Source organism: Citrobacter sp. CK206 (genome assembly GCF_030333125.1).
GTDB lineage: Bacteria > Pseudomonadota > Gammaproteobacteria > Enterobacterales > Enterobacteriaceae > Citrobacter_B > Citrobacter_B koseri.
On record NZ_JAOWGM010000003.1, the window covers coordinates 1 to 226 of the forward strand.

General features: G+C 58.4%; 1 protein-coding gene. It reads right to left on the reverse strand.

What is annotated here, in order from left to right:
- Positions 1–46: 46 nt before the first annotated feature.
- Positions 47–226, reverse strand: a 180-nt coding sequence (locus OGX81_RS00015; protein ID WP_286451747.1) for a hypothetical protein, incomplete at its 5' end; no start/stop codon positions are given.

Genomic DNA, 226 nt, shown 5'->3' on the forward strand with positions numbered 1-226 from the left:
CTGCAAAACGCGCCCTGAACCCGCATCCATGCGGGTTCCTCCGGCCTTACGGAAACACGTCGGCAATTTTCAGCCGGACCTGCCCACACCTGACCATTTCTGCGGTTTGTTTTTTAACAGCAAAACCGGTGCGGCTGAAAATCAGAGCATTGCAGCAATGCCCCTGTTCCGGCTGAAAATCGATGAGACGTTGACGGCTGACCGGGTCCGCCCGCAGGGACGCGGG